Here is a 25,374-nt window from a genome sequence, read left to right on the forward strand (position 1 = left end):
GACTGATTTCAAATTATTAGTTTGATTCTATCACAATTAAACATTAATTTTTATGAACCACATCGGTACTAAATTACCGAGTTTCTGGGAACAAGTCGTTTGTCTAATATTTGTAACACAAACTAGATAGTGACCACTTTATCTTACCAAGGCTTGTTCCAAACCTATAATTTTTTTTAGAACTCTTGTTCTTCGAATTCTAAACCTAAATGTTAACACACTTCAGTTTAGAAGCAATTCATGAATGCTAAAGAACCACTAATTCTTTCGACTTATCATCAGTGATTTTTTCAACATCTTTGATGCTTTGATCAGTTACTTGTTGCACTTGCTTTTCTAAATCATGTAACTCATCATCTGTGATTTCATGATTCTTTTGTTGTTTTTTCAAAGAATCCATTGCATCTCGCCGAATATTGCGAACAGCAATTTTAGCATTTTCAGAAATTTTTCCAACTTCTTTAACTAATTCTTGACGTCTTTCACCGGTTAATTGGGGAATAACTAGCCGAATCACACTTCCATCATTAGCAGGATTAATTCCAATATCTGAAGCTAATAACGCTCTTTCAATATCCTTTAATGCTGATTTATCAAATGGAGTTACTAAAATAACCCGCGCTTCTGGAATACTAATTGAAGCCACCTGATTAATTGGTACCTCTGCACCGTAATATTCAACATTTATTCCATTTAAAATGCTAGCATTAGCTCGACCGGCACGAATTTTACCCAATTCTCGCCGTAGAGCATCAGTACTTTTTTGCATGTGCTTTTTAGTTTGTTCAAGTAATTGTTGTGTCATTAATTCTTACCTCCGTGAATTGTGGTTCCGATACTCTCGCCTTGTACAACCCGTAAAATATTATCAGTTTCATTTAAATTAAAGACAACTAGTGGAATGTCATTATCCATTGATAACGAACTAGCGGTTGAATCCATGACCCCTAATTTTTTATTGATAACATCCAGTTGCGTTAACTCACTATATTTAACAGCTGAAGGATCTTTTTGGGGATCTGCTGAGTAAACGCCATCCACGCCATTTTTAGCCATCAAAATGACGTCCGCCCCAATTTCTGCTGCTCTTAATACTGAAGTTGTGTCAGTTGAAAAATAAGGACTACCAGTTCCCGCAGAAAAAATCACAACTCGCTGTTTTTCCAGATGTCTAATTGCCTTGCGCCGAATATAGGGCTCTGCAATTTGTCGCATTTCAATAGAAGTTTGCACCCGAGTAGGAACACCAACTTTTTCTAAACCATCTTGCAAAGCCAAACCATTCATTACAGTAGCTAACATTCCCATATAATCAGCTTGAGCCCGTTCCATTCCTAACTGGGCACCAGTTTCACCACGCCAAATATTGCCACCACCACAAACAATTGCAATTTGCACACCAAGAGCATGAACCTTTTTAATTTGCTGTGCAATATTGGCAATAACTGGCGGATTGATTCCAAAACCATTCTCACCGGCTAAAGCCTCGCCACTTAATTTCAATACAATTCGTTGATATTTGACAGACATTGTGAACTCCTTAAATTTTCTTCTAAAGTTTATTTTAACATAATCCCACATTGATACTGAGCTTTAAAAAAATTTAACCAAAAAAAAAGCGCTACGCGCTTTTTATTTAATTTGACCCATAACTTCATCAACGAAATTATTTTCCTGTTTTTCAATTCCTTCGCCAACTTCATAACGAACAAAGGAAACTAATTTGCCACCTTTAGAAGCAACAAATTTAGCAACAGTTTGATCAGGATCCTTAACAAAATCTTGATCAGCTAAACTAATTTCAGATAAATATTTGTTTAAACGCCCCTCAACAATCCGAGGAACAATTTTTTCTGGTTTGCCTTCATTAATAGTTTCTTCAGTGTAAACTTGGCGTTCATGTTCTAACACATCTTCAGGAACTTGAGAACGATCTAAATATTCTGGATTAATTGCCGCAACATGCATTGCAACATCATGAGCAGTTTCTTCATCAGCATCAGCAATAACTGTCAAAGCAGCTACTTGACCACCATTATGCAAATAAGAACCAAAGTTTTCGTTATCCTTCTTATTAACAACTGTGAAGCGCCGTAAAGTTAGCTTTTCACCAATAACTGCTGTTAAATTAGTAATAGCAGCCTCGATACTATTGCCATCAGCCAACTTAACTTGTAAAGCGGCAGCCATATCGACTGGTTGTTCTTTAGCAATAGCAGCTGCAATTTGAGCTACTAAATCCTTAAACTTATCATTAGATGCTACAAAGTCAGTTTCAGAGTTAACTTCAATAATAGCAGCAGTATTACCTTGGATTTCAATAGCAGCCAAACCTTCAGCAGCAATCCGACCACTCTTCTTGGCAGCTTTAGCAACACCTTTTTCGCGTAGTTCATCAATCGCTTTTTGCATATCACCATCGGCAGCTACCAAGGCTTTTTTTGCATCCATCATACCAACACTTGTTTTATCGCGTAATTCTTTAACTTGCGCAGCAGTAATTTTAGCCATATTACATCCTCCTAACATAGTCTCAACTTACACAACAAAAACTATCTTGTTAGTAAGCAAGACAGTTCTACATTTCAAATTAATATTTATTATTTTTCAGAATCTTCAACGACTTCTTCGATAGATTGTTCGCCATCGTTATCTTCATTTGCAGCAGCTTGAGCCATTTGTTCTTCTGGTAAATCAACATTTTCTTCGCCTTGACGACCTTCAATAATAGCATCAGCCATCTTGGAAGTAATCAAACGAACGGCCCGAATAGCATCATCGTTAGATGGAATAATCACATCAATGTCATCAGGATCCGTGTTCGTATCAACCATCGCAACAACTGGAATGTTCAACTTTTGAGCTTCCCGAACAGCAATAATTTCTTTATGTGGATCAACAACAAACATTACATCAGGAATTCTTGGCATATCTTCGATACCGCCCAAGAACTTCTCCAATTTTTGTTCTTGCTTAACTAACAAAGCAGCTTCCTTTTTAGGTAAGCGTTCAAATGTACCATCTTCAGACATTTTCTTAATTTGCTTCAAACGCTTGATCCGGCTTTGAATTGTATCCCAGTTAGTTAAAGTCCCACCTAACCAACGATGGTTGACATAATATTGACCAGCGCGGGTTGCTTCTTCAGCAATGGATTCCTGAGCTTGCTTTTTAGTACCAACAAATAAGAACACACCATCGTCAGCAGCAACATCTTTCATAAAGTTATAAGCATCATCAATCATATGAACCGTTTTTTGCAAATCAATGATATAAATACCATTTCTTTGGGTAAAAATATACGGCTTCATTTTAGGATTCCAACGCCGCGTTTGGTGTCCAAAATGAACACCCGCTTCTAATAATTGTTTCATTGATAAAACAGACATTAATTCAACCTCCATGGTTTTTCCACCGTCAACTTTAACTGATTTGTAACACTAACGTGCACCAACAAATCAAAAATCAACGTGAGTATTTAATACAATTAAACATTATACTAAAAGAATAATACACATGCAACTGATAAATCACTCACAGTCCCAAGCATTCATGATTGTAATGTATTTTCTAGTGACCATCTTAACGTCGCGCTATAATTAGCAACATGAATCGGGTGTGAGGGCGTCCGTAAATTTAATTGAGAACTGATGATTTGTTGTTGACTAGTATTCATCAGCAATCCGAGACATTCGTGACGACGATACCAAAATTATTCACGGGCGTTTGGTAATTAGCATAACCGTCAATCACTGTGAGCACTTTGGTCAGTATCCAACTGTGGCCAACGTCTCCATCAGGAGCCAAATACTGCAAAATCTTAGTCAGAGCAGTATTCAAGATCCCACCAGCATAATTGAAGTCATCTTTGATTGCCAATAATAACTGCCAATTAGGTGCACCAATATCATCAGTTACCACCAACTTTTGATCCAAGTCACTAGGTTGCACGGCATAGACCTGCTTATTGGTTAATCTTCTTGGCAAAATCTAAATTAGGAACATTCATTGTTATCATACCAGAACGATATTGCAAATCAGATTGGTAGGGGTGTAATAACGGATTATCCGCCTTAACAACAGAAAATTAATGGGTTTTTCTTAACATCTAAACTAACTATAACTTTTTTCTATCCTGATCAGCTTGAATTAACTGCCATTTTTGGGTCCGCGTTAACTGCTTGATTTGCCATTCTCGTTTGGAAGCTTGGGAACGATTGCCGACTACTTCTTGATATTTTAACTGGACGGGGCGGCGGGTTTTAGTATATTTAGCTCCTTTGCCCGCATTATGCATTTTTATTCGATGAGTCACATCATTGGAAATACCCGTATATAACGTCTTATCAGCGCATAAAACAATATAAACACTATACTCCTCATTCATGGACAAACTCCCGTAACTGCTGTGTATAACTACCATCCCTATTATATAGTACTAACCCTGGCCAAATTTTAAGCCCATTGGTTCTTGTTGTTTTACGACATTTAATTAAAACTAGATTAGCCAAATCACCTTGGTGTGGATAAACAAACAATAACTCCTTAATTGGCAAATGATGTTGTTGTAAAACTTGCTGTAGTTCTAACAACCGGTCAGGACGATAAACAATGTATAAACTACCGTTATCTTTCAACAAGCTCTTCGCCGTCTTTGCTAATAGTTCTTGCGAAAAAAACAATTCGTGACGGGCAATATTGTGTGATTGTGATTTTCCCAGCATGGGCGTATCCTTCATCGCAAAATACGGTGGATTACAACTAATAATGTCACAACTATCATGAGATACATAATCTAAGGCGGCAGCAATATCTGTGTTAAATAAGTACACATCGTCTTGCAACTGATTTTTTTGAATCGACTGTTGCGCCAACTGCGCCAATTCTGTTTGCAGCTCTAATAAATAAGTCGTTACTTGATATTTCTTAGCTAAACATAAGCCAATTAAGCCACTACCACTACATAAATCTGCCACCACTGCCGCCGGACGTACAGTAATCCAATTTGCTAATAAAACTGAATCAATCGAACTCCGATATAAATTCGTATCTTGTACCAATTGTAAATCAAAGCCGGGAACTAATTCTAAGGTTTTTGTCATCATCTGTTTCCTTTTGCTATAATAAAATTTGAAAATTAATATCTGAGGTAAAAATAATGTTTTATAAAATAATTGTTCCAATTGTTCGCTTTATTATCTGGGTAATTAACGGTAATGTCCATTATGAGGACAAACAAAATTTACCCAGCAATCAATCTTATATTATGGTAGCACCACATCGGACCTGGTGGGAACCTTTATTATTTGCGTTAGCAGTCAGTCCCACTCCCTGTGCTTTTATGGCGAAAAAAGAGTTATTTAAAAATCCGATTTTAAGATTTATTTTAACCCACGCTAATGCTTTTCCCGTTGATCGGCAGCATCCCGGCCCTTCAACCATCAAAACTCCAGTCAAAGATCTAAATAAACACAATTTAAGTTTGATAATGTTTCCATCAGGAACAAGATATTCCAGTCAATTAAAAGGAGGAGCCGTTTTAATTGCTAAACTATCACGTAAACCATTAGTCCCTGTTGTTTATCAAGGTCCCTTATCATTTACAGATTTCTTAAAACGAAAACGTTGTGTTGTTAAATTCGGACAATCAATTGAAATTGACCGTAGTTTAAAAGTTAATGAAGAAAATACTGAGTTAATCAATCAAAAAATGGAGGCTGCTTGGCAAAAAATTGACCATTCAATCAATCCTAATTTTCGCTACGTACCACCTGTTAAAAATAAATCTTAATCACGGATGTAACAAAAGTAGTTAAGTAACAATCAGATTAAATTTCCAAATTCAAACTTAACTTTAAAGATTTAATTATCGCTTTTAAATGCCATTTAAGAGACTGGGACAAGAAGCTTTGGTTTCTTGGAACACAATAATGACTTGATGTTCGTATCATTTTATAGGATACGAGTATTAATCTTATTGTTCCCGGCCTCTTTTTACAATTCAACACTTTCTTGCAGTCGATATAATTCATAATAATAACCGTGCTGTCGTAATAATTGCTCATGATTACCATGTTCCACAATCTGCCCTTTATCTAAAACAATAATCTGTGTTGAATTCTTAATTGTTGATAAGCGATGGGCAATAGCAATCGTTGTTCGGCCCGATCGTAAATTTTTGAGACCCGCTTGGATTTGTTCTTCAGTCTGTGTATCAATATTAGCAGTGGCCTCATCTAAAACTAAAATAGTGGGATCAGTTACTAAAGTTCTGGCAAACGACAGTAGTTGTCGTTGTCCCGCTGACAAACTACTAGTTCCAGGAGTGACCTGCGTTTGATACTTTTGTGGCAATTGTTCAATAAATCCATCAGCATGAACCAGTTTAGCTGCACGAACAATGTCTTCATCACTAATATTTTGATCAAATAAGCGAATATTTGAATTGATATCACCATAAAATAAGTATGAATTTTGGAGAACTAAGCCGATCTTTTTTCTAAGTTCTTCAATCGGTAAACGTCGGATATCATAACCATCAATCAAAATCTCTCCTGTACCAAATTCATAAAAACGTAACATAATATTAATCATCGTACTTTTGCCACTGCCAGTATGACCAACTATTCCCAAACTTTCACCGGGATTAAGCTTAAATGAAACATCATGTAAAATTTCAGGACCATTAGGATAAGCAAAACTAACATGGCGAAATTCTATTGCTCCTTGTTTTATTTTTCCCTCATAAGGCTTTATTTGTCGTGGACCATATTCTTGACTGTCTAAAATTTTAAAAGCACGATGACCAGCTACTACTCCATCTTGAAAAAACGACAAAGTATCCATTAAATTAGTAATCGGATTAAAAAATTGGCTCACATAAGTGGTAAATGCATAAATTACCCCTGCTTGTAAGATGCCAACATGTTCTTTTAACCCTAAAAATCCTAAGGCCAAAACCAAAGCCAACGTGTAAAGTAAATTTACTACCGGCGACAGCAGTAGTGAATTAATTTTAATCATTGATTGACGTGCTTTAAAATACTGATTATTAGTCTGTGAAAATTCCTGATTAATTCTTTTTTGTTGGCGAAAATTTTGGATAATTTGAATTCCCTGAATTGTTTCGCTAATTTTAGTATTAATTTCACTTAACTTATTACGCATATAGCGATAAGCGGTTAAACTATAGTGATTATATACTTTAATAGTTAATAACAAAATTGGCAAAAAAGCCAGAACCACCATTGCGGTCAGCCAATCAGTCGTTAACATGGCAACAAAAGCCGCTATGATAGAAAAAATCCCAATCATACCTGATAAAAAAACCTGCATAAAATCTGAAATCGACATCGTATCGTTATTAACCCGCGAAACAATTGACCCTGGTGCTACTCGATCAAAATAACTCATTCCTAATTGATGTAATTTAGCAAATAATGCCCGCCGTAAATCTTCCAGCATATATTCACTACCCATATTAAAAGCAAAGGTCGTCCCCAACTGTCCTATTGCGCGTAAAATAACTCCTAATAAGTAAAGTAAAGCACAACCAATTACCAATTTTTGGGTCAAATTACTCCGAACTAAATAGTGATCCATATAGTATTGTAAGAATTTGGGCAGAATGATATTAATAACTGACTGTAAGACAACTGCTAAAGTTGCGATCGTAAAAGCCAGCCGATGTTTTTTAGTAAACCTTAGTAAACGCCAAACAATTTGGCGTTGCTCATGTGCTGTAATTTTTTGTTGATTTTTAGCTGCTCTCATTTTTGTCTTAATCCCCCCCTTAATAACTTAGCTGTTGTCTTTGCCACATTTTAGCGTACCAATCAGTTGTTTGTGCCAATAATTGTTGGTGTGTTCCGCGTTGTTTAATTTGACCATCTTCGAACACTAAAATTTCATCAGCATCCATCACACTGCGTAAACGTTGTGAAATAATAATTGTTGATTGCTGTTGTGAACGAAATTGACGTAAATTATGATTGATCTGTACCTCGGTTTTCGCATCAACTGCTGAAGTAGAATCATCTAAAATGAGGATTTGGGGTTGACTCAATATTGCTCGGGCAATCGCTAGTCGTTGTTGTTGTCCACCTGATAAAGAATTCCCTTTTTCGCCAATCAAAGTTTGATAGCCCGCACTTAAATTTTGAATATCGTTATCAACCGCACCAAGTTTTGCGGCATCGTGCACCAATTCATCAGAACTTTGATAATCCGCAAAACGAATATTGTTCTTCACCGTCGCTGAAAATAAAAAACTAATCTGTGGTACATAACCAATAGCACTCAACAAAGTATCTAACGCATATTGTCGAATATCAATTCCACCTAATTTAATCTGACCTTGATACTGATCAAACCGCCGCAACAAGAGCTTAATTAATGTACTTTTTCCAGAACCAACCCGGCCCACAATTCCTAAGGTCTTGCCTGGCAATAATTCAAATTTAATATTTTTTAAAACGGGCTGTGTGCCATCGGGATAAGTAAAACTTTGTAAATCAACTCGCAGTTGACTATTAGGAATTTTCGTCTGACCTTGATCTAACTCTATTACTGCTGACTGTTCCTTTAAAATAGCTTGAATGCGGTCAAAACTGGCATTACCACGTTCTAAGATGTTAAATAATCGACCGATTGCAAACATTGGCCAAACTAAAGCATTAATATAGCCAACAAAAGTAATTAATTGCCCGATCGTAATGGACTTTTGTAAAATCAACTGTGAACCATAGATAATTGTAATGACATAAGTCAAACCCATGATTAGACTAGTACAAGGATCAAATAAAGCATCCACAAAATTAACTTTGCGATTAATCGCAATGGTCTGATCAACTTGCTGATTAAAATCAGCAATATCAGCTTGTTCTTGCCCAAAAGTTTTAATGACTTTAATACCAGTCATGCTTTCTTGTGTTTTATTACTCAATTGTGAAAAAGCCGCCTGAGATTGTGAAAAATAATGGTGCAGTTTGTTACCCAAAAAGCGCGCCATTACGGCTAACAACGGTAAGGGTAAAATTGCAATAATTGTCAAACGCCAATCAACGAGCCAAATCATGGCAACAATCGTTAAACCACCAGTAATAATGGAATCCGCTAACGTTAAGATTCCTGATCCGGCAACATTTTGAACGGCCGAAATATCATTAGTAGCATGAGCCATTAAATCGCCAATTCGATGCTGTTTAAAAAAAGGATCATCCATGTTTAAGTAATGCCAGAATAATCTCCCTCGTAGCTGTTGTTCCAATTTAGCTGCGCCACCCCAAATCTCTCGCCGCCAGCCATAGCGAAAAAGATATTGCATTATCCCTGCGAAGAGCAATATTATTAATGAACCAAATATTTTTCCCCAACTTAATTGGTGCTGATTAACCCAATCAGAAAATTGACCAATTGTTTGGGGAATAATTAAATTAACCAACGCTGTTAAAATTAAAAATATAATCCCAATTAAGTAATGCTTTCTTTGTTCTTTAAAAAACCAACTTAATTTTTTGAATATTGTCACTTTATAGCCTCACTCGCTTAAAATTAGTTTATTTTAACTTTAACAAATATTCCTAATATTTCAACAAGCTAGATTTTTAATTAGCTTTTATCAGTCAAATTATTTTCTTATAACAAAAAAAGCTGGTTTAAAAGCCCATTAATACTTTTGGCTTTTAAAATGCAATATTAAATTAATTGCTCCAGCTTTTTATTAAGTTATTTCAGTTTATTTAAATCAATTACTTTTTAGATTGATTTTTCATCATTTGCATCATCTGATTCAACTTCTTTTGCGATGGCTTTTGTCCCATTTGAGCCATCATTTGTCGCATCATATCTGGAGAAATCGGTGGATTATCTTGAAGATACTTTTTCATATAAGCACGTGCTCCGAAAAAACCTCCAACTAATCCAACAATTAACATCACTATTCCTACTAGGACCGTAATCAACATGCTCTATTCATCCACCTTTAATCTAACTTTGTTTAGGAAAAAACCAATGTAATTAAATAATTAGTTTCAAATCAATCAGAATACAATCTTAAATTAAGCAACTAATTATCAAATATTCTTGTGAACTAAATCGATACTAAAGTACCGATCTTCTGGGAACAAGTCGTTTGTTTAGTCTTTGTAACACAAACTAGATAGTGTCCACTTTATCTGGTCAAGACTGGTTCCAAACCTATAATTTTTTAATAGTTGTTCACCGCCAACCGCCAAATAAATCCTGCTAGCATCTCAATTATATTTATTGATCTAATTACAATTTTAAAAGTAATTCCTAAACCTTTACTGTTATTAATTTCAGTATCAAAATAATTATACCATAACCATCCTTAAAATTAAGACGGGGAAAAATTATTAGGCATTAATCATCCCGCCAGCCGTGTTCGTGTTGAATATCACGAACTTTTTTTGACGTTATTTCTTGACCAGCTTTGTCATATAACTTGGTATGTTCAATTCGCTCTTTTAAACCAATTCGAAAGTTAGCCAGATATTCTTGGCGTAAAGCAGCTTGCTCTTTCTTTTCTTCAGGATCTAAACCAGTTTTCTTTTGTTTATGTGCTAAAACATTGATTCGTTTGATCAATTCAGCTTGCCGCTTATTTTCATTAATTTCTGTCATTATTAATTAAATTCTCTCCTTTTAACTTACACCAGTTTGAAACTGATAGTAACTTATGCTAATCTAAAATTAAACTTACTAGGAGTAACGTTATGAGTCAACCAATCGGTACTAAACAACTAGAAATTTTACAATTTATTTATGATCAACAAAAAGATCATGGTTATCCACCAACTGTTCGTGAAATTTGTCAAGGAGTTAATTTATCTTCTACATCCACTGTTCACGGTCACTTAGAGCGATTACAAGCCCGGGGCTTTTTAGAACGCGATCCTACTAAACCACGTGCCCTGATGTTAACTCCTAGTGGCCTAGATCAATTAAATATTCCAACTAGTCAAATTCCCATTTTAGGAACTGTAACTGCTGGTCAACCAGCCTTAGCTATTCAGCAAGATGATGGTGACTATTTTCCGGTTCCACCTAATTTAGTTAATGAACGACAGCCTTTATTTATGTTGACTATTCATGGTAATAGCATGCAAGATGCCGGTATTTTAGATGGTGACCAAGTAATTGTTCGCCAACAAAATACTGCGCAGAATGGTGAAATTGTCATTGCTATGAACGACGATGATGAAGCCACCTGCAAAAGATTTTATAAAGAAGAACACTGTATTCGTTTGCAACCGGAAAATGACGACTTCGAGCCTATCTACTTAAGCAACGTTGTAATTTTAGGTAAAGTCGTCGGACTATACCGCGCAGAAATTTCATAAGAGACTTTTAAGCAATGACCGAGTAATGGACATCACCATTAGCAGTCATTGTTTTTTTTACTCACATTATCTATAACTAATTTTCGATACTTTTTATACCGTTGTTGTTTATCTTGGGGCCATTTACTAATTTGTTGCTGTGCCAATTCTTGTTCAGCTTGATTACCAGCAACCAAGCGTAACATTTTAGCGAAATCCAATTGATCAGTGGACCGCCACCCCACTTGGGTTAAAACCTGATTTAACAACTGTTCTTGTTCCGATAAATCAAAGTTTTTCAATGAATTATTGCCTTGTTTTTTTAAAAGTTCAAAGTTTTGCCAATCTTCATTAGCCAACTTAATCAATGTTTGCAGTTCACTTAAAGTAAATAAGTCCTCAATCTGAGCTTCACCATTTTTAAGTTTGTTAATATAACGCGTAACAGTACTTTTACTTAAGTCAGTTTGTTGAATAATCTTAACTCGTCGTGCTTGTTCAACTAACCATATAGTTAAGTTTTTTTTGTCATCATCACTAAACTGAATAGCTGTAATTTTTTGCGGTTTTCGCTTCATCTTCTGTCCCTTTAAAATCCAAACTGCTTAAAACTTTAAATTTCAAAAAAGAGGTTGGGAACAATAAGATTAATCAATATATCTCTAGTAGAAATACATAAATATTAACTTTCCTATTGTATGTCAAAAGTTGCAATTACATTCAATAACAACCCTTGCCCAGCCTCTATAAATTATTTTAATTTTATAAAAATTAACGACGCTTTTCAGCAATTCTTGCAGCTTTACCACGACGATTACGTAAGTAGTACAACTTAGCACGACGTACACGGCCTTGACGAATTACTTCAATTTTAGCTACTCGTGGTGAATGTAGTGGGAAAGTCCGTTCAACACCAACGCCACTACTAATCTTACGAACAGTATAAGTAGCACTAATACCACTACCACGACGTTTAATAACTACACCTTCGAATAACTGAATCCGTTCCCGTGATCCTTCGACAACTTTAACAGAAACACGAACCGTATCTCCAGCACGAAAATCAGGAATATCATCACGCAATTGCGATTTCGTTACAACATCAATTAAGGGACTCTTCATACCCATTGTAAATCTCTCCTTTATACTAATACTCTTAAACTTAATAACAGTTTAGCGGAATATTGTTGTTGTGTTTACACACAAGTAACAGTATAACATACTTTTTTATTTTTCAAAATCATCATTCTGATTTAATTTTTTTAAGTGTTGCAAAAATAATCGATCATCTTCGGTTAGCTGCGCATCTTTTAATAAATCAGGACGTTGATCATAGGTCTTTTGCAAAGCTTGCTGGCGACGCCACTGGGAAATTTTTTGATGATTACCACTTAACAAGACTGCTGGCACTTTCATTCCACGATATTCAGCTGGTCTAGTATATTGAGGATATTCCAACAATTCATTACTGAAGGAGTCTTCATATGCCGATTGCTGATTTCCCAAAACTCCTGGTACAAATCGAGCAGTGGCATCAATCATCATCATCGCTGCCATTTCTCCACCAGTAATCACAAAATCACCAATTGAAAATTTATCCGTTGCCAAATTCTCAATTCGATTATCAAAACCTTCATAATGTCCGCACAAAAAAACCAAATGCTGTTCTTGAGCTAATTCTTGCGCAACAGTTTGATCAAATCTTTGACCTGCGGGATCCAATAAAATGACCCGCTTGGGACCAGAATCTTGTTGATTAATTTCGTCCATCGCACGATAAAATGGTTGTGGTTGTAGTAGCATGCCCGCACCACCACCATAGGGTGTATCATCGACGTGATGATGCTTATCATGCGAATATTGGCGAAAATCACAGATATTAATTTCAATTAAATGATTCGCTTGCGCTTTTCCTAATAAAGACTCATCTAACGCCGCAAACATTTTGGGAAAAAGCGTTAAAATATCAATTTTCATCGATTAATCCCTCTGGTAAAGAAATTTGTACTTTTTGCTGATCTAAATTAACGTCTAATAAAACATCCGGTAAAATTGGCACTAAAACTTCGCCAAATTTTGCACCTTGAATTGTCCAAACATCATTCGGACCCAAGTCCCAAATATCGACAACTTGCCCTAATAATCCTAACCGCTGATCGTAAACTGAAATGCCTAAAATATCTTTATAATAATACTGTCCTGCTGGTAGTGAGGGTAATTGTTGGGTCGTAATCCATAATTCACACATTTTTAATTGTTCAGATGCTTCAATACTTTTGATTTCTTGAAATATCACTAACCAAAAATTTTTTTGACGTCGGGCACTATCAACCGTTAACGGTTGATAAACATTGGTTGGTAGTTGAACATATAAAACTTGTCCTGTTGTAAATCGTTGCTCGGCAAAGTCAGTCATTGACTGAACTTTAACTTCTCCTTTTAATCCATGTGTATTAACAATTTTGCCAACGCGCAAATAATCAGTTTGGGTCATTAATAACTCCTCTTTATTATTAAAAATGGTCGCAACTTTCGTTGCAACCACCTCAAATACTAATTTACTGTAACTGGAACAATATTTAATTTCACCCGTTGGTTATTAGTCTGATTTTGCAAATAAACAATCGTCCGAATAGCTTGCGCCACTCGACCTTGCTTACCAATAACTCGACCCGCATCTTGTGTACTCAGTGATAATTCGTAAATTAAATAATCAGTTTCATCTTTAACAGTGATATGAACTTGATTTTTATCATCAACTAATGGTAAAACTATTGCTTTGATTAAAGTCACAATATCGGTTTCCATAATTTTTTAAACTACTTAGCTTTCTTATTGGCTAATTTTAAATCATGGTATTGCTTCATAATACCTTGTTTTTGTAACAAATTACGAACGGTATCAGAAGGCTGAGCTCCCTTTTGTAACCAATCTAAAATTAAATCAGCATCTAATTTTAAATCTTCTTTGTGTAAGGGATTGTAGTGACCAACTTGCTCGATAAAACGACCATCACGCGGTGCACGTGAGTCAGCAACTACGATTCGATAAAAGGGACGCCGTTTACTTCCCATACGATGCATCCGAATTTTAACTGCCATAATTAATTCCTCCATAAAAATTTAACTTGATAACTTAACGTTGAATAGTATACCTGTTTTTAACAATGGTGTAAAGCTTTTTTTCTTTACAACAGGTGAAATACTAGGATTTAAATCGTTTAACTTTCTTTAACCGCTTTTTCTTACGTTTTTTATTATGACGAACCATCGAACCCATCGCCATCTTGCCCAATTTACCTTGTAATCCGCCCCCCATCATTTGTTCCATTCCTGAAAAATTGCCTTTGGACATCTTTTGCATCATTGTTTGCATCTGTTTAAATTGTTTAATCATCCGATTGACTTCAACAATTGGTCGACCAGAACCTATTGCTAAACGTCGGCGACGTGACGGATTTAATAGCTCAGGATCTTGGCGTTCTGCGGGGGTCATGGAATAAACGATGGCCTTTAAATGATCTAAATCTTTGGGATCAACATTAATATTTTGCAAAGCAGGATTATTAGACATGCCCGGAATCATCTTCATCAATTCATCCATGGGGCCCATTTTTTGCACTTGATCCATTTGGTCAATGAAATCATTGAAGTCAAACGAATTTTCCTGCATTTTGCGTGTTAATTCTTCGGCCTGTTTATCATCATATTCTTGTTGGGCTTTTTCAATTAGGGTCATCATATCGCCCATGCCTAGAATCCGGTCAGCCATGCGATCAGGATGAAAGACTTCTAAAGCATCTAATTTTTCCCCTGAACCAATAAATTTGATCGGTTTACCAGTCACTGAACGAATTGATAATGCAGCACCACCACGCGTATCGCCATCTAATTTAGTTAAAATAACACCAGTAATATCTAAACGTTCATTAAAACCCTCAGCCACATGAGTTGCTGCTTGACCGGTCATCGAATCAACGACTAACAAAATTTCATTAGGGTTGGTCACTGCTTTAATTTGACTCAGTTCATTCATTAACTGATCATCAATTTCCAGGCGACCAGCAGTATCAATCAAAACATAATCATTATTATTTTCATGAGCCTGCTGCAAACCATGTTCAACAATTGCCACCGGATTTTGATCAGTACCTTCTTCATAAACCGGTACTGCTAATTGTTGACCAATCGTCTTTAACTGTTCAATCGCAGCTGGACGATAAACATCGGCAGCAATTAACAATGGCCGTGCTTTATTATTTTCCTGAAGAAACTTCACCAATTTCCCTGCTGAAGTAGTTTTACCTGCCCCTTGCAAACCAACCATCATAATAATAGTTGGAATTTTAGCAGCTTTATTCAAGGCTACTGCTTCGGTTCCCATCACTTTAGTTAATTCTTCATTAACAATCTTAATAATTTGTTGGGCCGGAGTTAAACTATCTAAGACCTCACTACCGATTGCACGTTGACGAACAGTTTGAATAAAAGTTTTGGTAACATCAAAGTTGACATCGGCTTCTAATAATGCCAGCCGAACTTCACGCATCATTTCTTTGACGTCATTTTCAGTAATTTTACCCTTACCACGTAACTTGGCAAACGTCTTTTGGAGTCGTTCACTTAATCCTTCAAAAGCCATATTCAATCTCCTATCAAACTACATATTTTACATATCAAATATCTAACTGCTGCAATTTTTGCAAAATAGTTTTTAAATCTTGATCTTGCGGATAATTTGTTTGAATTAGTTGCTGTAATTGTGTTAAGACAATTTCTCGTTCTTGAAAATTTTGACATAAATGTAACTTTTGTTCATAATTTTCTAGAATTTTAACCGTTCGTTTCAAATTATCATAAACTGCTTGACGACTAACATGATAATTCTGCGCTATTTCACCCAAAGAAAAATCATCACCATAATAGAGTTTCATATATTGATCTTGCTTGTCAGTCAGAAGTGGTTGATAAAAACTATATAATAAATTAACTTGATTTTTCTGTGCTAAATTATCATTCATCTGGATTATCCAATAATTGACTAAATAAGCCTTGTGAAAATTGTTTAGGATCAAAAGCTTGTAAATCAGCAACGCCTTCACCTAAGCCAACTAGCTTAACGGGAATTTGTAACTCAGAATTAATTGCTAAAACGATGCCACCTTGTGAAGAACCATCTAATTTAGTTAACACTATACCACTAACTTGTGTAACTTTTTGAAATTGCTTAGCCTGACTCAGAGCATTTTGTCCAGTAGTAGCATCAATCACTAGCAATACTTCATGCGGTGCTTCAGGTATTTCCCGAGTAATAATTCGCTTGATTTTTTCTAATTCTTTCATTAAGTTAGCATTGTTCTGTAAGCGACCTGCTGTATCAACCAATAAGACATCATACTTTTCTGTTTGAGCTTGCTGCAAAGCTTCATAAACAACAGCCGCGGGATCACTGCCAGCTTTTTTAGAAACTGTTGGCACACCAACTTTTTGTCCCCAAGCTTGGAGCTGTTCAATCGCGCCTGCCCGAAAGGTATCACCTGCCGCCAACAAAACTTTATGACCGTCATTTTTTAGTTGAGCTGCTAATTTACCAATAGTTGTCGTTTTACCTGCTCCATTAACTCCAACAAATAGAATAACATTTAAGCTTCTACTAAAATCTAAATTTAATTGATAATTATCACTTTGATTATCAGCTTGATATAAATCAACCATTTTTTGAACAATTACTTGTGCAATCTCAGCTTTAGACTTAGCATTTTTTAACTTAACTTCTTCACGTAAAGCGTCAGAAATTTTTAAAGACATATCATACCCAACGTCCGACTGAATCAATAAATCCTCTAAATCATCAAAAAAATCTTCATCAACTGAACGAAAATTAGCTAAGAAAGAATTTAACTTTTCTCGAAAACTATGTCGGGTCTTTTTTAATCCCTGATCATACTCGGTTTGCGAATCCACTTCTGCCGAATCAGCCGAATTGTTAACTATTGAATCATTTGTTTGTTGAGAATTTTCACCACTTGATTCACGATTTAAATTAGAATCCGTTTTGGTAAATTCTTCATTTGTTTCTGTAGGTATATTTAAACTAGTTACATCATCTGTTTCCGGTGTTTCCGGTGTTTCCGGTGTTTCCGGTGTTTCCGGTGTTTCCGGTGTTTCCGGTGTTTCCGGTGTTTCCGGTGTTTCCGGTGTTTCCGGTGTTTCCGGTGTTTCCGGTGTTTCCGGTGTTTCCGGTGTTTCCGGTGTTTCCGGTGTTTCCGGTGTTTCCGGTGTTTCCGGTGTTTCCGGTGTTTCCGGTGTTTCCGGTGTTTCCGGTGTTTCCGGTGTTTCCGGTGTTTCCGGTGTTTCCGGTGTTTCCGGTGTTTCCGGTGTTTCCGGTGTTTTAGACTTTTTCTTCTTAAATAAATCAAATAATCCCATTACTCGTGATCAACTCCATTCTGCTGTAAATTAACTGACAAGACTGTCGAAATACCTGATTCTTGCATTGTGACACCATATAATCGATCCACTTTTACCATTGTTCCCTTACGGTGAGTGATAATAATAAATTGCGTTTTTTGATCATATCGCCGCAAAAAATCAGCAAAACGTGTCACATTAGCATCATCTAATGATGCCTCCACTTCATCCAATACACAAAAAGGTACCGGTTTAACTTTTAAAATAGCGAACAATAATGTTATAGCTGTTAAAGCACGTTCACCACCAGATAATAAACTCATTCGTTGTAACTTCTTGCCTGGTGGTTGCACAACAATTTCAATTCCGCTTAATAAATAATCATCAGGATCAGTCAAAACTAGCTTAGCATGACCGCCACCAAACATATCTGGAAAAATTTGTTCAAAAGCCAATGCAACTTGATTAAACATTTTACCAAAACGCTGACTAACTTCTTGATCCATTTCCGACATTGTTGTCTTTAATTGTTGACGCGCAGCAATCAAGTCATCACGTTGTTGGGTCAAAAATTCATAACGATCCTTAATTTGATCATATTCAGAAATAGCAGCAATATTAACCGTGCCCAAATCATTTAGTCCTTGACGTAACAAACGAATTTTATCTTTAACTTGATCAATATCAAAATTTTGTGGCAAATTAGCAAAAGCTGCTTCAAAACTCAAATGATAATCCTGCTCCAATTTTGATAAAAATTGTTGTAATTGATTTTTTAAATTAACCTGTTGAACAGCCAGTTGATTTTCCTGATCCATTTGTTGCTTTTGTAAAGCCAATAGACGCTGAGTTGTCGGCGTCAATTCCTGAACCGTTTGTTGAATTTTGATTCGTTGCTGTTGGAGTTCAGGAATTCTGTTTTTTAATTGAGTTAACTGTTTTTGAATTTGCTCAATATTTTCATTAAGTTCCTGCTTGGTTTGTAAATAATCACCTTGCGTAGTTTGCAAATCAGCTAACTGATTCTGAACACTTTGTAACTTAATTTGTTGTTGTTGAGCTTGTTGCTGCAATTGCTGCCGATCTTTTTGATAATTCTGCTGATCATTTTTGATAATCGTTAATTTTGTTTGTAAATTTTGAATTGTTTGATTTGAAACAATTTTTTGATGGTCATAATCTTGAATTAAAGCTTGCTGTTGCTGTAGTTTGTTAGACAAACTCGTTATTTGCTGCGTAAGTTCAGCGATTTTTTTCTGACTATCTTTTTGAGCTTGTTGCACAGTTTGTTGTTGCTGCTGCAAAGATTGTTGCTGTTGCTGTGATTGCTTGATTTGATCTTGTTGCTGTTTTAAAAGTTGTTGTTGATATTGTTTTTGACTATATTGCTCTTGCAAAGTTGGTAAAAGTGCCTGTAAATGTTGATCTTGCTGTTGTTGCTGCTGTTGTTGCTTAGCTTGTTGTTGTTGTAAAGATTGAATTAAAGCTTGTTGCTGGTCTAATTTCTGTTGTGCCGTCTTAACTACTGCCTGTAAATGTTCAACTTGGTTTTTTTGTCCTAACAAATTAAAACCAGACCGGACTTGACCACCAGTCATAGAACCACCAGGATTCACCAAATCTCCTTGCAAAGTAACAATTCGATAACGATGATTCAACAAACTCCCCGCCTGAGTAGCGATATCCAAGTTTTTAACTACAATTAAGTTACCAAATAAATGATCAACAATATTTTGTAAATCTGAACGAATCGTGATCAAATCACTGGCTAAACTCCACTGCCTTAAGTCTCGCAAAACTAACAACTGTTCTGGTAGCAACTTGCGACTACGCATGATTTTTTGTGGCAAAAACGTTGCTCGGCCTTGTCGCTGTTGTCGCAAATATTGAATTGCTTTTTTAGCGGCTTCTTGATCAAGGGTTACAATGGACTGCAACTGATTACCCGCTGCACTTTGAATTGCTACTTGATAAGCTTCCGGAACACTAATTAGCTCTGCTACAACACCAATAATTCCTGACAAATGAGCTGACAAAATAGCCCGAACTCCTTGATAAAATCCTTGGTGTTGTTGCTGAATTCTTTGTAAAGATTTTAATTCTGCTTGAGACTGCTGAAATTCTCGTAAAGACTGATAGTATCCTTGCTGTGCCTGTTGTAATTTTTGTTGAACTTGTTGAAGATTTTGTTTAATTTGCGTAGCTTTTTGCTGTTCTTGATTACGGCTTTTTTCAGCGGCCAATGTTTGTTGCTGCAACTGCTCTAATTGTTGCTGTGCCTTTTGGTAAGCATCGCTTTGTTGTTGCTTAATAATTGTTAGTTGCTCTGCCTTATCTTGCAGTTTTTGTTGTTGATCAATTTGAAACTCAACCTGCTGTTGGACAGCAGAACGTTGTTGTAACAACTCAATGCGTTGCTCTTGTAAATCTTTAACAGTGATTGCTAACTTTTGTGGATCAGCAGCCAAATTTTCTTGCTGTTGTTGTAATTCTAAATTTAATTGTTTTAACTGTTGTTGCAAATCGTCCAAATTAGTAGTAATTTGAGAAATTTTTTGGTCACTTGCTTGCAGTTGCTGTTGTAATTCAGACTGTTGTTGCTGTAAAGTTTGCCGCTGGTCATCACTATAACTAAAACGTTCAGCATGCAACGCTCTTTGACCTTTAGCAGCTTCTAATTTTTGACCCAATTGAGCCAATTGATCACGACTTTGATCAAGTTGTTGTGTCAGTTTTTCATTAGTCTGATTATTTTTTTTAACTTTTTCATTAGCCAACGTTAACTTTTGCTCCACCGTTTGCAATTGCTGTTTTGAGTCAAGTCGCTGTTGTTGTAACTTAGATTGTTGTTGATTCAAATCAGCAATTTCAACCGCCAGAACCTGCTGCTCTAATTGGTCAAACTGTGCTTTTTGTTCTTGATAATCATGGGCAATACTAGCTTGTTTTTTCAAGGGTTCTACTTGTTTAGCTAATTCTTGAACAATATCATTAACTCGTTTTAAATTATCATCAGTCTGCTCTAATTGTTGTTGAGCTTGCTTTTTCTTTAATTTAAAACTCGCAACTCCAGCAGCATCCTCAATAATAAAACGCCGATCTTGCGGTTTATTATTAAAAATTGCCTCGACATTTCCCTGGGAAATAATCGCCATCGAATGTTTGCCTAAACCGGAATTCAAAAATAAATTAACAATTTCTTTTAAACGAACTTTACGATTGTTTAGTAAAAAGTCACTTTCACCCGTGCGAAATAACCGACGTGTTACTTGCACCTCATCATGATCAAATTGCAACTGTCGATCACGATTATCAAATTTCAAAACTACTTCAGCTCGACTGAGTGGTGTTCTAGTATCACTACCAGAAAAGATGATATCTTGCATGTTATCACCACGCAAACTTTTAGGAGACTGTTCTCCCATGACCCAGCGAATCGCTTCCGTTAGATTACTCTTACCACTACCATTAGGGCCAATAATGCCAGTAATTCCCTCATCAAAATGAATCGTTGTTTTGTCTGCAAAAGACTTAAAACCCATCATTTGTAATGCTTTTAAGACCAAACAAAACTCCTCCTATTTTTGATGTAATTGTTGTAATCTTTTGTGCGCTGCTTGTTGTTCCGCATCTTTTTTGCTATGCCCCACACCAGTTGTCAATGGCTTTTGATTAACAACTAACTGGACAGTAAATGATATTTGATCATCTGATCCTTCAGTATTGATTACTCGATAATCAATTTTAACATCACCATTTTGCTGCAATTCTTCTTGCAGTTCAGTCTTAAAATCATTATCATCACTAAATTCGCCAGCATCAATATGTCGATAAACAACTTTTTGTAAGAAAGCAACTACCGTTTGATTGCCCTGATCTAAATATAAAGCTCCAACAAAGGCCTCAAACACATCTTCTAACAAGGTATCCCGATCACGCGAACCTGCTTTTTCTTCACCATTACCTAAACGAATAAATTTTGGTAAACCAACTTCACGACAAAAACGTGAAAAACTAGCTGTACAAACAATATCTGCCCGTAGCTTAGTTAGTTGGCCTTCTGGTAAATTGGGAAATTTTTTGAAGATATACTCTGAAACATTTAATTCCAAAACAGCATCGCCCAAAAATTCCAAACGTTCATAATCTTTCACCCCTAATTCACGATGTTCATTAGCAAATGAAGAATGTGTTAAAGCTGAATGTAATAAATCAATATTTTTAAATTTTATTTGATAGCGATCTAGCAATAATTCTGTTAATTGATGATCACTCAACGCTTTGCCTTTAACCACAGATAAATCAGCCCCCTATCACTAATCTTATTGTTGTGAAACAATATAATCGACTGCTGCACCAACAGTTTGGATTTTGGCTGCTTCTTCATCGGGAATTTCTGCTCCAAAATCGTCTTCTAATTCCAATTCAAATTCCACCATATCAATCGAATCTGCTTTTAAATCATTTTGAAAATTAGTAGCATCAGTAATTTGATCAACACCAACATTGAAACGATCACTTAACATCTTAGCAATTTTATTAAAAACTTCTTCTCTATTCATAACAATTCTCCTATTTATTAATCTTTTGTTCCTGATTGAAATATGCAATAACCTTATCCAGCATTCCTTTATTATACATCATTCTCAGCTGAGCCAAGGCATAATAAACTGTCCGTGCATCAGACGAACCATGTGATTTAACAATTGGCGCTTTAGTACCCATTAATACCGCTCCACCATAAGTCGACACATCAAATAAAGATTTAATTGACTTTAAGGCCGGTTTTGCCAACAAAGCCCCCGTTTTGGCTCGCAAACCATTATTTAATAAGGCTGTTTTTAATTCTTTAATCACTAATGAAGCTGTTCCTTCAATCGCTTTTAAAACTGCATTGCCGCTAAAACCATCTGCGACCACCACATCAGCAGGACCATTCAATAAATTATCCGCCTCAACATTGCCTACAAAATTAATTCCGGCTAAATCCTTGAGTTCCTGGTACGCTTGTTGGTGCAATTTATCACCCTTATCAAACTCACTACCATTATTGAGTAAACCAACCCGTGGCTGGTTTACATTTAAAACCTCACTCGCATAAAATGACCCCATTACTGCCCATTGTGTTAAGTAAGGTACTTTAACTTCAGCATTGGCACCCGCATCTAAAAAGACAAAGCCATGGTCTTGGTTAATCATTGGCATGGTAGGCATTAAAGCAGGACGCGCAATATTTTTTAAGCGTCCAACAATAAAAATCCCCGCGGCTAATAAAGCGCCTGAATTTCCCAAAGAAGTCATCGCATCAGCTTGACCTGCTTTAACTGCTTGTGCAGCCAAAACCATCGAGGAGTCCTTTTTTTGCCGTATAGCCTTCATTGGTTCATCAGTTCCTAAAATTTGACTAGTTGTGTGCACAATCTCAATGCGTTCAGAACTTTGTAAATATTGTTTAATTGCCGTTTGATCGCCAAACAATAAAAATTCTAAATCGTTAAATTCATCACGTGCACGCTCAACTCCTTGAACCACAACTTCTGGAGCATGATCGCCGCCCATTGCGTCAACTGCAATTTTCATAAAATAAATAACCTCACTAATCTAAAGTATCTTTTGTTGTTGCTTGTAAATAATTTTTCAAATTAGGAAAATCACTTAAGCTAGGATTAGCTTGAATAATTTTCCGTGCTTCTTGATAAGCAATATCCAGCATTTTAACATCACTAATTGGATCTGCCAACTCAAAATGTGGCAATCCTGATTGCTGATCACCAAAAAAGTCGCCACTGCCCCGTAATTCCAAATCTTTTTGGGCTAATTTAAAGCCGTCATTTGTTTGCGTCATCGTTTTCAAGCGCTGCAAAGCCGTTTTATTAGGAGGATCACCCACCAAAATACAGTAAGCTGCTTTGTTCCCACGACCCACGCGCCCACGTAATTGATGAAGTTGGGATAAGCCGAAACGTTCAGCATTCAAAATAATCATCACGGTTGCATTCGGAATATCAACCCCCACTTCAATCACGGTGGTTGCAATCAAAATATCTAATTGTCGCTGTTGAAACTGTTCCATAATCTGATTCTTATCGGCAGCACTCATTTGACCATGAACCAGACCAATTCGTGCCTGAGGAAATTGCTGACACAACTTCTCATATAATGTTTGGGCACTCATTAAACTGATTTTATCAGAATCATTAACCAAAGCTGTCACTACAAAAATTTGAGCCTGTTGTTGTAGCTGAACCGCCATAAAATGACGGACTTGTTCTATTTTATTAGAACGAAGCCAATAAGTTGTTACTTGTTGACGACCAGCAGGTAATTCATCAATGACTGATAAATCTAGTTCTCCATAGTAAGTAATCGCCAAAGTTCTGGGAATGGGCGTCGCTGTCATCAACAATAAATCGGGATGACCACTTTTTTGGCGTAAAGCTTGGCGTTGACGTACTCCAAAACGATGCTGTTCATCAATTACCACTAAGCCTAGATTTTGATAAACAACATCTTTTTGAAATAAGGCCTGCGTCCCCACAATCACATTCGTTTGCCCAGATTTAATTTTTGCCAGACTAGTTTGTCTTTTTGCGGCAGTTGCAGAACTCGTTAAAAGCTCAATCGTCATTTTAAACTTGGCAAATAACGGCTTTAATTTTTGATAATGTTGTTGTGCCAAAATTTCCGTCGGTGCCATCAACGCCGTCTGAAAACCAGCTGTCACTGAAGCAAACATCGCCGTGGCAGCAACCGCCGTTTTGCCACTCCCCACATCACCTTGCAATAAGCGATTCATTGGTTTTACGGAACGCAAATCCGTTAAAATTTCAGTCAACACACGCTGCTGCGCACCTGTTAATTGAAAATTAAAATTTGCTAAAAACTGCTGAACGTACTTGGAATCATAATTTTGTACTAATCCTGACGTCTGCTTTTGATCATTAACTTTCAACTCACACAGTCGCATACTATACAAAAATAACTCTCGAAACTTAGCACTGCGGCGCGCTAATTGTGCTTGCTGTTTAGTTTTAGGAAAATGCATGCCGCTAATGATTTGTTGCTCCGATAAAATTTGATAACTCTGGCGTAACTGTTGGGGAATTAAGTCTACAACTTGAGTTAAATATTTTTCAGTTGCTTGTTTAATTAATTTAACTAAAATCTTTTGGGAAACTTGCCGATTGGTTGGATAAATAGCATCTAATTGATTGGTTTGTTGCTTACTCTGAAGAACTTTCATTCCCGTTAAGGAACGTTTAGTGGCATCAAAGCGGCCATAAATCAAAATTTCTTGTCCAGTTTCGAATTGCTTTTTGAGCCATGGTTGATTAAAAAAAGTCACTGGAATCGTTTCATCATCAACTAACAAACGAACAATGACTAAATTTCTTTTACCACCCAAACGTTTTAATAAGGCTGGCGCTACCACCACACCTTGTAAAACTAATTTTTCTTGATCACTTGCTTGATCTAAAGTTTTCACTAAAAGATCATCATACCGCCGTGGAAAATAATAGAGTAAATCTTGAATCGTGATAATTCCTAAGCTAGCTAATGCTTGCTGGAGTTTAGGACCCACTCCTGTTAAAAAACTGACTGACTGTAAAAGTTCTTGCATA

General features: G+C 36.2%; 27 protein-coding genes. 2 read left to right on the forward strand and 25 right to left on the reverse strand.

Features of this window, described 5'->3' with window-relative positions:
* Positions 1 to 247 precede the first annotated feature (247 nt).
* The 7 genes from frr to AC3B7A_RS00985 form a co-directional block, all read right to left on the reverse strand.
* Positions 248 to 805 (reverse strand): ribosome recycling factor, encoded by a 558-nt coding sequence (gene frr, locus AC3B7A_RS00955; RefSeq protein ID WP_489755895.1) that lies wholly within the window; start codon positions 803 to 805, stop codon positions 248 to 250.
* Positions 805 to 1,530, reverse strand: a complete 726-nt coding sequence (gene pyrH / locus AC3B7A_RS00960) for a UMP kinase (RefSeq protein ID WP_489755896.1) — start codon at positions 1,528 to 1,530, stop codon at positions 805 to 807. Before pyrH ends, frr begins: the two co-directional genes overlap by 1 nt.
* Positions 1,531 to 1,632: 102 nt before the next feature.
* Positions 1,633 to 2,511 (reverse strand): translation elongation factor Ts, encoded by an 879-nt coding sequence (tsf, locus tag AC3B7A_RS00965; RefSeq protein ID WP_489755897.1) that lies wholly within the window; start codon positions 2,509 to 2,511, stop codon positions 1,633 to 1,635.
* 89 nt (positions 2,512 to 2,600) lie between these two features.
* Positions 2,601 to 3,389 carry a 30S ribosomal protein S2 gene (gene rpsB, locus AC3B7A_RS00970; RefSeq protein ID WP_489755898.1) on the reverse strand — a complete coding sequence of 263 codons (789 nt, stop codon included), beginning with the start codon at positions 3,387 to 3,389 and terminating at the stop codon, positions 2,601 to 2,603.
* A 286-nt stretch (positions 3,390 to 3,675) separates the two neighbouring features.
* A complete protein-coding gene (locus AC3B7A_RS00975; RefSeq protein WP_489755899.1) occupies positions 3,676 to 3,987 on the reverse strand; it encodes a hypothetical protein in 312 nt (103 codons plus the stop codon).
* Between the two features lie 130 nt (positions 3,988 to 4,117).
* Complete coding sequence (locus AC3B7A_RS00980) at positions 4,118 to 4,387, reverse strand: GIY-YIG nuclease family protein (protein ID WP_489755900.1); 270 nt, start codon at positions 4,385 to 4,387, stop codon at positions 4,118 to 4,120.
* On the reverse strand, positions 4,380 to 5,105 hold the full coding sequence (locus tag AC3B7A_RS00985; RefSeq protein WP_489755901.1) for a tRNA1(Val) (adenine(37)-N6)-methyltransferase: 726 nt from the start codon (positions 5,103 to 5,105) through the stop codon (positions 4,380 to 4,382). The genes AC3B7A_RS00980 and AC3B7A_RS00985 overlap by 8 nt, the downstream gene beginning before the upstream one ends.
* A gap of 53 nt (positions 5,106 to 5,158) precedes the next feature.
* Between AC3B7A_RS00985 and AC3B7A_RS00990 the strand changes: the two genes are divergently transcribed.
* Positions 5,159 to 5,791, forward strand: a complete 633-nt coding sequence (locus tag AC3B7A_RS00990) for a lysophospholipid acyltransferase family protein (protein WP_489755902.1) — start codon at positions 5,159 to 5,161, stop codon at positions 5,789 to 5,791.
* A 203-nt stretch (positions 5,792 to 5,994) separates the two neighbouring features.
* Here AC3B7A_RS00990 and AC3B7A_RS00995 read toward each other — a convergent pair whose 3' ends face one another.
* The 4 genes from AC3B7A_RS00995 to AC3B7A_RS01010 all read right to left on the reverse strand — a co-directional run bounded on the left by AC3B7A_RS00995 (position 5,995) and on the right by AC3B7A_RS01010 (position 10,644).
* Positions 5,995 to 7,785, reverse strand: coding sequence for an ABC transporter ATP-binding protein (locus AC3B7A_RS00995; protein WP_489756510.1), 1,791 nt, complete (start codon positions 7,783 to 7,785; stop codon positions 5,995 to 5,997).
* Positions 7,786 to 7,792: 7 nt separating this feature from the next.
* On the reverse strand, positions 7,793 to 9,529 hold the full coding sequence (locus tag AC3B7A_RS01000) for an ABC transporter ATP-binding protein (protein ID WP_489755903.1): 1,737 nt from the start codon (positions 9,527 to 9,529) through the stop codon (positions 7,793 to 7,795).
* Between the two features lie 220 nt (positions 9,530 to 9,749).
* Positions 9,750 to 9,965 (reverse strand): YneF family protein, encoded by a 216-nt coding sequence (locus AC3B7A_RS01005; protein WP_489755904.1) that lies wholly within the window; start codon positions 9,963 to 9,965, stop codon positions 9,750 to 9,752.
* Between the two features lie 418 nt (positions 9,966 to 10,383).
* Complete coding sequence (locus tag AC3B7A_RS01010; protein WP_489755905.1) at positions 10,384 to 10,644, reverse strand: DUF896 domain-containing protein; 261 nt, start codon at positions 10,642 to 10,644, stop codon at positions 10,384 to 10,386.
* Between the two features lie 92 nt (positions 10,645 to 10,736).
* Here AC3B7A_RS01010 and lexA point away from each other — a divergent pair, with 92 nt between their 5' ends.
* Positions 10,737 to 11,363, forward strand: a complete 627-nt coding sequence (gene lexA / locus AC3B7A_RS01015) for a transcriptional repressor LexA (RefSeq protein ID WP_489755906.1) — start codon at positions 10,737 to 10,739, stop codon at positions 11,361 to 11,363.
* Positions 11,364 to 11,401: 38 nt separating this feature from the next.
* On the opposite strand, the gene AC3B7A_RS01020 is transcribed toward lexA, so the two are convergent.
* The 14 genes from AC3B7A_RS01020 to recG form a co-directional block, all read right to left on the reverse strand.
* Positions 11,402 to 11,920, reverse strand: coding sequence for a hypothetical protein (locus tag AC3B7A_RS01020; RefSeq protein WP_489755907.1), 519 nt, complete (start codon positions 11,918 to 11,920; stop codon positions 11,402 to 11,404).
* 193 nt (positions 11,921 to 12,113) lie between these two features.
* Positions 12,114 to 12,464 carry a 50S ribosomal protein L19 gene (gene rplS / locus AC3B7A_RS01025; protein ID WP_489756511.1) on the reverse strand — a complete coding sequence of 117 codons (351 nt, stop codon included), beginning with the start codon at positions 12,462 to 12,464 and terminating at the stop codon, positions 12,114 to 12,116.
* A 105-nt stretch (positions 12,465 to 12,569) separates the two neighbouring features.
* Positions 12,570 to 13,319 (reverse strand): tRNA (guanosine(37)-N1)-methyltransferase TrmD, encoded by a 750-nt coding sequence (trmD, locus tag AC3B7A_RS01030; RefSeq protein WP_489755908.1) that lies wholly within the window; start codon positions 13,317 to 13,319, stop codon positions 12,570 to 12,572.
* Positions 13,309 to 13,836 (reverse strand): ribosome maturation factor RimM, encoded by a 528-nt coding sequence (rimM, locus tag AC3B7A_RS01035; RefSeq protein ID WP_489755909.1) that lies wholly within the window; start codon positions 13,834 to 13,836, stop codon positions 13,309 to 13,311. Before rimM ends, trmD begins: the two co-directional genes overlap by 11 nt.
* 59 nt (positions 13,837 to 13,895) lie before the next feature.
* Positions 13,896 to 14,150: a KH domain-containing protein gene (locus AC3B7A_RS01040; RefSeq protein ID WP_489755910.1), complete on the reverse strand. Its 255-nt coding sequence runs from the start codon at positions 14,148 to 14,150 to the stop codon at positions 13,896 to 13,898.
* 11 nt (positions 14,151 to 14,161) lie between these two features.
* A complete protein-coding gene (rpsP, locus tag AC3B7A_RS01045; RefSeq protein ID WP_489755911.1) occupies positions 14,162 to 14,443 on the reverse strand; it encodes a 30S ribosomal protein S16 in 282 nt (93 codons plus the stop codon).
* Between the two features lie 103 nt (positions 14,444 to 14,546).
* Entirely contained in the window at positions 14,547 to 15,983 is a 1,437-nt protein-coding gene (gene ffh, locus AC3B7A_RS01050) for a signal recognition particle protein (protein ID WP_489755912.1), read from the reverse strand.
* 34 nt (positions 15,984 to 16,017) lie between these two features.
* Positions 16,018 to 16,362, reverse strand: a complete 345-nt coding sequence (locus tag AC3B7A_RS01055; protein WP_489755913.1) for a putative DNA-binding protein — start codon at positions 16,360 to 16,362, stop codon at positions 16,018 to 16,020.
* Positions 16,355 to 17,770, reverse strand: coding sequence for a signal recognition particle-docking protein FtsY (ftsY, locus tag AC3B7A_RS01060; RefSeq protein WP_489755914.1), 1,416 nt, complete (start codon positions 17,768 to 17,770; stop codon positions 16,355 to 16,357). The genes AC3B7A_RS01055 and ftsY overlap by 8 nt, the downstream gene beginning before the upstream one ends.
* Complete coding sequence (gene smc / locus AC3B7A_RS01065; RefSeq protein WP_489756512.1) at positions 17,770 to 21,297, reverse strand: chromosome segregation protein SMC; 3,528 nt, start codon at positions 21,295 to 21,297, stop codon at positions 17,770 to 17,772. Before smc ends, ftsY begins: the two co-directional genes overlap by 1 nt.
* A 33-nt stretch (positions 21,298 to 21,330) precedes the next feature.
* Positions 21,331 to 22,047: a ribonuclease III gene (gene rnc, locus AC3B7A_RS01070; RefSeq protein WP_489755915.1), complete on the reverse strand. Its 717-nt coding sequence runs from the start codon at positions 22,045 to 22,047 to the stop codon at positions 21,331 to 21,333.
* A gap of 27 nt (positions 22,048 to 22,074) precedes the next feature.
* A complete protein-coding gene (gene acpP, locus AC3B7A_RS01075) occupies positions 22,075 to 22,314 on the reverse strand; it encodes an acyl carrier protein (protein WP_489755916.1) in 240 nt (79 codons plus the stop codon).
* Between the two features lie 10 nt (positions 22,315 to 22,324).
* Entirely contained in the window at positions 22,325 to 23,332 is a 1,008-nt protein-coding gene (plsX, locus tag AC3B7A_RS01080; protein WP_489755917.1) for a phosphate acyltransferase PlsX, read from the reverse strand.
* Between the two features lie 16 nt (positions 23,333 to 23,348).
* The gene (gene recG, locus AC3B7A_RS01085) at positions 23,349 to 25,373 is read right to left on the reverse strand and encodes an ATP-dependent DNA helicase RecG (RefSeq protein ID WP_489755918.1); all 2,025 of its coding nucleotides are present in this window, start codon (positions 25,371 to 25,373) and stop codon (positions 23,349 to 23,351) included.
* Position 25,374: the final 1 nt, after the last annotated feature.

The organism is Bombilactobacillus sp. ESL1202 (assembly GCF_058107125.1).

Bases quoted from the DNA above. Each gene is read 5' to 3' on its own strand.
- frr (WP_489755895.1), bottom strand. From the start codon at position 805: ATGACACAACAATTACTTGAACAAACTAAAAAGCACATGCAAAAAAGT.
- pyrH (WP_489755896.1), bottom strand. From the start codon at position 1,530: ATGTCTGTCAAATATCAACGAATTGTATTGAAATTAAGTGGCGAGGCT.
- tsf (WP_489755897.1), bottom strand. From the start codon at position 2,511: ATGGCTAAAATTACTGCTGCGCAAGTTAAAGAATTACGCGATAAAACA.
- rpsB (WP_489755898.1), bottom strand. From the start codon at position 3,389: ATGTCTGTTTTATCAATGAAACAATTATTAGAAGCGGGTGTTCATTTT.
- AC3B7A_RS00980 (WP_489755900.1), bottom strand. From the start codon at position 4,387: ATGAATGAGGAGTATAGTGTTTATATTGTTTTATGCGCTGATAAGACG.
- AC3B7A_RS00985 (WP_489755901.1), bottom strand. From the start codon at position 5,105: ATGATGACAAAAACCTTAGAATTAGTTCCCGGCTTTGATTTACAATTG.
- AC3B7A_RS00990 (WP_489755902.1), top strand. From the start codon at position 5,159: ATGTTTTATAAAATAATTGTTCCAATTGTTCGCTTTATTATCTGGGTA.
- AC3B7A_RS01005 (WP_489755904.1), bottom strand. From the start codon at position 9,965: ATGTTGATTACGGTCCTAGTAGGAATAGTGATGTTAATTGTTGGATTA.
- AC3B7A_RS01010 (WP_489755905.1), bottom strand. From the start codon at position 10,644: ATGACAGAAATTAATGAAAATAAGCGGCAAGCTGAATTGATCAAACGA.
- lexA (WP_489755906.1), top strand. From the start codon at position 10,737: ATGAGTCAACCAATCGGTACTAAACAACTAGAAATTTTACAATTTATT.
- AC3B7A_RS01020 (WP_489755907.1), bottom strand. From the start codon at position 11,920: ATGAAGCGAAAACCGCAAAAAATTACAGCTATTCAGTTTAGTGATGAT.
- rplS (WP_489756511.1), bottom strand. From the start codon at position 12,464: ATGAAGAGTCCCTTAATTGATGTTGTAACGAAATCGCAATTGCGTGAT.
- trmD (WP_489755908.1), bottom strand. From the start codon at position 13,319: ATGAAAATTGATATTTTAACGCTTTTTCCCAAAATGTTTGCGGCGTTA.
- rimM (WP_489755909.1), bottom strand. From the start codon at position 13,836: ATGACCCAAACTGATTATTTGCGCGTTGGCAAAATTGTTAATACACAT.
- AC3B7A_RS01040 (WP_489755910.1), bottom strand. From the start codon at position 14,150: ATGGAAACCGATATTGTGACTTTAATCAAAGCAATAGTTTTACCATTA.
- rpsP (WP_489755911.1), bottom strand. From the start codon at position 14,443: ATGGCAGTTAAAATTCGGATGCATCGTATGGGAAGTAAACGGCGTCCC.
- ffh (WP_489755912.1), bottom strand. From the start codon at position 15,983: ATGGCTTTTGAAGGATTAAGTGAACGACTCCAAAAGACGTTTGCCAAG.
- AC3B7A_RS01055 (WP_489755913.1), bottom strand. From the start codon at position 16,362: ATGAATGATAATTTAGCACAGAAAAATCAAGTTAATTTATTATATAGT.
- ftsY (WP_489755914.1), bottom strand. From the start codon at position 17,770: ATGGGATTATTTGATTTATTTAAGAAGAAAAAGTCTAAAACACCGGAA.
- smc (WP_489756512.1), bottom strand. From the start codon at position 21,297: ATGATGGGTTTTAAGTCTTTTGCAGACAAAACAACGATTCATTTTGAT.
- acpP (WP_489755916.1), bottom strand. From the start codon at position 22,314: ATGAATAGAGAAGAAGTTTTTAATAAAATTGCTAAGATGTTAAGTGAT.
- plsX (WP_489755917.1), bottom strand. From the start codon at position 23,332: ATGAAAATTGCAGTTGACGCAATGGGCGGCGATCATGCTCCAGAAGTT.
- recG (WP_489755918.1), bottom strand. From the start codon at position 25,373: ATGCAAGAACTTTTACAGTCAGTCAGTTTTTTAACAGGAGTGGGTCCT.